This window comes from Paraburkholderia sp. J7, from assembly GCF_905220155.1.
Taxonomy (GTDB): Bacteria; Pseudomonadota; Gammaproteobacteria; order Burkholderiales; family Burkholderiaceae; genus Paraburkholderia.
Genome location: NZ_CAJMYZ010000058.1, coordinates 1 through 5,514, shown reverse-complemented (window position 1 = coordinate 5,514; position 5,514 = coordinate 1). Strand labels below are relative to the sequence as shown.

General features: G+C 60.4%; 5 protein-coding genes, 1 tRNA gene and 1 pseudogene. 6 read left to right on the top strand and 1 reads right to left on the bottom strand.

The genetic code is table 11. The features are described from left to right. Together U5A58_RS40210 and U5A58_RS40205 are read left to right on the top strand one after the other, a co-directional pair. A partial coding sequence (locus U5A58_RS40210) for a hypothetical protein (RefSeq protein ID WP_321965436.1) occupies window positions 1-217 on the top strand: 217 nt, incomplete at its 5' end. A gap of 240 nt (window positions 218-457) precedes the next feature. After that, window positions 458-534, top strand: a tRNA-Met gene (locus tag U5A58_RS40205). 129 nt (window positions 535-663) lie between these two features. Here U5A58_RS40205 and U5A58_RS40200 read toward each other — a convergent pair. Then, a pseudogene (locus tag U5A58_RS40200) lies at window positions 664-909 on the bottom strand (SDR family oxidoreductase); the annotation flags it as partial. A 232-nt stretch (window positions 910-1,141) separates the two neighbouring features. Here U5A58_RS40200 and U5A58_RS40195 point away from each other — a divergent pair. From U5A58_RS40195 to U5A58_RS40180, 4 genes are all read left to right on the top strand, one after another. Then, a complete protein-coding gene (locus U5A58_RS40195; protein WP_321965435.1) occupies window positions 1,142-2,425 on the top strand; it encodes a polyhydroxyalkanoate depolymerase in 1,284 nt (427 codons plus the stop codon). Between the two features lie 64 nt (window positions 2,426-2,489). Then, window positions 2,490-3,092: a rhomboid family intramembrane serine protease gene (locus tag U5A58_RS40190; RefSeq protein WP_321965434.1), complete on the top strand. Its 603-nt coding sequence runs from the start codon at window positions 2,490-2,492 to the stop codon at window positions 3,090-3,092. Between the two features lie 185 nt (window positions 3,093-3,277). Then, complete coding sequence (locus U5A58_RS40185; protein WP_321965433.1) at window positions 3,278-4,012, top strand: lytic transglycosylase domain-containing protein; 735 nt, start codon at window positions 3,278-3,280, stop codon at window positions 4,010-4,012. Between the two features lie 446 nt (window positions 4,013-4,458). Continuing rightward, the gene (locus U5A58_RS40180; protein ID WP_321965432.1) at window positions 4,459-5,379 is read left to right on the top strand and encodes a proline dehydrogenase family protein; all 921 of its coding nucleotides are present in this window, start codon (window positions 4,459-4,461) and stop codon (window positions 5,377-5,379) included. Window positions 5,380-5,514 lie beyond the last annotated feature (135 nt).

The following is a 5,514-nucleotide window of genomic DNA, read 5'->3' as shown; positions in this document are numbered from 1 at the left end:
TTTCTCACCGGATAAAAATTCACGGCGAGGAGCTAGTTCGAATCAAGCGCCCACACTTATCGGCTGTAAATTTTTAAAGATCGCTTCACTCAAAAGCAGCGTTTTGCTTCGCTGTTTTTCGCGCCCCTCATCAGAAGGGAGGCGAATTATGAAGGCCCACGAACCTCCCGTCAAGAGCATTTGGAATATTTATTTCGGTGCTATTGCACGCTCCTGAAATCGCACATTCCGCCGCACTAATTCAGCAGAACTTGCAGCCCAGCATCATGCGAGCTGCTGCGCCACAGCCTTGTTGAAGAGCAGATCGCCACTGCGGAAGGCTCCGAGCCTTTTTGCTTGCGGCTGAAGCATCGACGACATGGCGCCCGTTGAAGGGTGCGGCAAACCACGCGGCGTCGAGCGTTATCGCCCGATGGCTTCGTTTGACGCGCCGCCGCTGTGCGAATACAATTGGCGCCGCGGGGTGGAGCAGTCTGGCAGCTCGTCGGGCTCATAACCCGAAGGTCGTAGGTTCAAATCCTACCCCCGCAACCAATATCAATGCCCGCTCAGCGAAAGCAAGCGGGTTTTTTGCTTTGGAGCTTTCCGTCTGCCGTGGGCGTGGCCTAAATCAGGCCGGATGGCGCGGCGTGACCTTCGCGTAGTCCAAAGCTCCGCCTCCGGTCAGCGCGGCGTCATGCGGATTGCGCCGTCAAGACGCACGGACGTGCCGTTCAGATAGCCGTTCTCGACGATCGAAACGGTGAGCTCCGCAAACTCCTCGGTACGCCCGAGCCGCTTCGGAAACGGTACCGATTCGGACAACGCCGCGAGCACCTGGTCGGGTGCACCCTTGAGCAGCTGTGTGTCGAAGATGCCGGGCAGAATAGTGTTCACGCGAACACACTCTCCTGAAAGATCGCGCGCGACATCTGGTTGAACAGTAATCCGAATTAAATTCATTCCTCATTCGTCCTCGTCTGCCTGCCGGAGCCTCTTCACGCCGTTGCTTTTGCACCGGCCTCTTAAGTCCCGGTTAAGTCTGCATCCGTAGAGTCCGTTGCCAACGCTTAAGGGCCGCCGTGGCAATCATTGCCGGCAACATTGAGCGTAGTGTCTGCTGTTTGCCGTCGCCGGATTTTTCCCTGAGGGGGAACGCACCATGCTTTACTTCGCCCACGAATTCCACCGCGCGCTCCTCACCCCCGTTACGGCCTGGACGAAAGCGCTGGCTGATTCACTCGCGAACCCTGCCAACCCGCTGGCCAGCGTACCCGGCGTGTCGAGCCTGTCGGCAGGCTACGACCTGACGCACCGGCTCGGCAAAACCTACGAGAAGCCTGAGTTCGATCTGCAGCACATCGACAGGGATGGCCGCCGTGTTCCGATCGTGGAGCAGACGATCCTCGAAAAGCCGTTCTGCCGGCTGCTGCGTTTCAAGCGCTACGCCGACGACGTGGTTACGATCGAGCAGATGAAGCAGGAACCCGTCGTGCTGTTATGCGCGCCGCTTTCCGGTCACCATGCGACGCTGTTGCGCGAAACCGCGCGAACGCTGCTGCAGGACCACAAGGTCTATATCACGGACTGGACCGACGCTCGCATGGTCCCGGCCGGTGCTGGCTCGTTCGATCTGGACGACTATATAGCGTACCTGCAGGCGTTCATCCGTCACATCGGCGCAAGCAACCTGCACGTGATCGCCGTCTGCCAACCTACCGTGCCCGTGCTGGCAGCCATCTCGCTGATGGCGAGCCGCGGCGAGGCGACGCCGCGCAGCATGACCTTGATGGGCGGCCCGGTTGACGCCCGTAGAAGCCCCACGGCGGTCAATTCCCTCGCGACGAAACACTCGCTCGCGTGGTTCGAGAACAATCTCATCCACCGGGTTCCGGCTGGTTACCCCGGCGGCGGCCGCAAGGTGTATCCCGGTTTTCTGCAGCACATGGGGTTCGTCGCCATGAATCCGGACAGGCATATGCAGTCGCACTACGACTACTACCTGAATCTGGTACGCGGCGATGAGGAGAGCGCCGAGTCGCATCGCCGCTTCTACGATGAATACAACGCGGTGCTCGACATGAGTGCCGAGTATTACCTGCAAACGATCCAGACCGTATTTCAGGAATTCCGCCTTGCGCAAGGCACCTGGACGGTCCGCGGCGAACCGGTGCTGCCGCAGGCAATCAGCACGACGGCGCTCATGACGGTTGAAGGAGAACTCGACAACATCAGCGGCGACGGCCAGACGCGCGCCGCGCACGACCTCTGCACGGGTATCTCCGCACATGACAGGCGCCACTTCACGGCCGAGAAGTGCGGACACTATGGGATTTTCTCGGGCAAGCGCTGGCATTCCGTCGTGTGCCCGCAGGTCCGCAGCTTCATTCTGGCGCATCATGGGGCGGCGCAGAACACGGATTTCGAAGAAGCGCTTGTCGCGTAACCCATTACAGGGTATCTGTAGCCTCTCCAGCGTGCCACGCGGGTGGCGCTCCGATAACCCGACCATGCCGAACACAGCGAACAATCGAAGCTTCGCCGCGCAAATCGAGAGCCGGATCGTGGTGCTCGCACTCTTTATCGGCTCGATGTGGGCGGTCTTCTTTTTGTCCGCCGCCTTCCCGTCGCTGCGCCTCACCCATCACGGCGTCGTGCCGCGCACCGTCGCCGGCCTCCAGGGGATTCTGTTCGCGCCGTGGCTGCACGCCAGCCTCGGCCACATCATGGCGAACACGGGCGGCCTCGTGGTTCTCGGGTGGCTCGCAATGTGGCCTCGCATCGGGAATTTTGTCGTGGCAACCGCGGGGGGCATGCTCGGCGCGGGGTGCTGCGCCTGGCTGCTTGGCGCCCCATATAGCGTCCATATCGGCGCGAGCGGACTCGTTTTCGGCTACGCGGGCTATCTGGTCGCACGCGGCATCTACACACGCCACTTCCTCGCCATGCTGGTCGCGCTCTTCGTCGTGGTCGCCTATGGCATCAGCCTGCTGTCCGGCGTGCTGCCGATCTATCCCGGCATCTCGTGGCAAAGCCATCTCGGCGGCGCGATCGGCGGCGTCCTCGCAGCGCGCCTGACATTCCAGCCGAGAGTGCGCCTCGCCCGGCCCTGATTGCACATTGACCCGGGAGCGCCATCGCGCGCTGTTTCCGCCGGCCAATTGCGCGCTCTTCAAAATAGAGGGAAAACTCACTGGCGACACCGGGACACATCTCCCGGCAACCGGCACGGCGCACACTCTAAGCTGCGTCAACAATCCGCCTGTTGCTCTCTGTGCGGCTTTATTGCGGAGGCAACATGTCCCTCTTTCCGAGCAGCCCTACCCGAATTCCAGATCCTCATCCGCATCTGGGTCGCCTCACCACACTGCTGCGGCGCGGCGCCGGTGCGCTGACGATGATACTTCTGAGTCCCGTTCTGGCGGGAGTCGCGTTGCTCGCGTACAGCGAGGACTACCTCAGTGGCGAACAGGAGCGTTCGAGGCGAGTCATCTTCGTCGGACAGGTGGCGGGCTGGAAGCCACCGCCCGATGCGCAAAGTTTGGCGAGCGCGACTGAAGTCGCCGTGCAGTCTCGCCGGCCCGGCAGGCTCAACGCCGCCGTTCAAGTCTGGGCTTCAAAGCTGAACTTTGCTGCCACGGAACGGAGATTCGGACTGCCAACTGGATTACTCGGGGCACTTGCCCAGCAGGAATCATCGGGCAACGCCCACGCGGTCAGTTACGCCGGCGCCCGGGGCTTGTTCCAGCTAATGCCGACGACGGCAAGGGAATATCACGTCGACCCGATGAACCCTTCGCAATCCGCGTGGGCGGCCGCACGAAAGCTTTCCGGGCTGATTCGCCACTATGGGGGAGATCTCACGTCAGCGTTACGCGCCTACAACTGGGGAGAAGGCAACCTCGACCGCAAAGGTCTCAGCCTGGCTCCGATGCAAACGCTGTCCTACGCGCCGTCGGTGATGTCACGCATGGGTGACTACAGTGGCGGCGGCATCTCGGCTCAACTCGCAGCCTACCAGTCCGGGGCGTGACTTATCAACATGGTCACGACCACCAACGAGCGCCGCCTCCGTCGGCTACGGAAGTTCGTCTGACAAGGCGATCCGCTGCGCATCTTCTTCTGACGGACTTCCGGGCTTGGCCACAACCGGTCGTTCGCTATCTCTGTCCCGATCGATAACCACAACCCGAACGCCGCGCCCATCGCCTTACGACGACGGCTCGTTCGTGCTACGATTCGCGAGGCCTGACAGACCTCGCGAAAGCAGGCGCTAACCGACCCAGTACTGAATCCACTCGAATAATGTACGCAGCTGCCTGGCCTCCCTCGAAAACGCACTGAAAGCCTCCGTCGATGCAGTGATTGCATCCGCCTTGGCATTCGTCCGGACTCTTGTCTGCAAAAGTCCGGAAATATCGCTCGATATGGACTTATCACGTCTAGATTCGTTCGATTGCATTTTCACGAGACCACAACATGCGTATTTTCAATACGATGGCAGCTCACGCCATCCCGCTCGTTCCCCGTTCACTGATCCGTAAGATCTCCCGCCGCTATATCGCCGGCGAAACGCTTTGCGATGCCCGCACGCGCATCCACGCGCTCCACGCGGCAGGCTTCAGAACAACCGTCGATGTGTTGGGCGAAACCGCGTCGTCGTCGGATCAGGCAGAGTCGATGACTCGCGATTATCTCAATCTCGTCCAGGCGCTCGGTGAGCAAAATGAGCCCGCGGAGCTGTCGATAAAGTTGACCGCGCTGGGGTTGCATCTCGACGAAGGCGCTTGCATGGCGCGAGTCTCGGCGATTCTGCGAGCGGCAGCATCGCAGGGGATCAGCGCGTGCATCGACATGGAAGACATCGGTTGCACCCAGAAAACGCTCGACGCGTTCTTGAAGCTTGAATCCGAAGGGTATCCAGTCGGAATCGCACTACAAGCGTATTTGACCCGTACAAACGATGACATAGTTCCATTGCTGGCACGCAAGAGTCGCATGCGTATTTGCAAGGGGATTTACGCGGAGGCGAAGGAGCATCTTGTCGAGGGCGCATCAATGGATCGGGCCGCGATCAACTCACACTTCGTTCGGCACGTTTCAACCGCTATTCAGGCGGGGTCATTCGTCGGCATTGCAACGCACGATGCACAATTGATCGATGCTCTGACCATCTGGCTGCAACGCGAGCAGATCGACAGGTCACGATTCGAGTTCCAGATGCTACTGGGGGTGTGCGAACCGCTGCGTGGCGCCTTGCTAGCGCAAGGATTTAATGTGCGCGTCTATGTGCCATACGGTCATGACTGGTATGGCTACAGCACTCGGCGAATCAAGGAGAATCCGCGAATCGCCGGATATATCCTGTCGGCGATGATACGTCGCGATCGGACTCGCTAGCAGTTACAGCACGCCCCCAGGATCGGGACCGATCAGATCTTTGGTCCCGGTTCGAGCGGCTGCTTTCGAGGAGACCGGCTGACCGGTGTGGGTCGAACTGGGACGGACAACCAGACTACGGCTTCAAGGGAAATC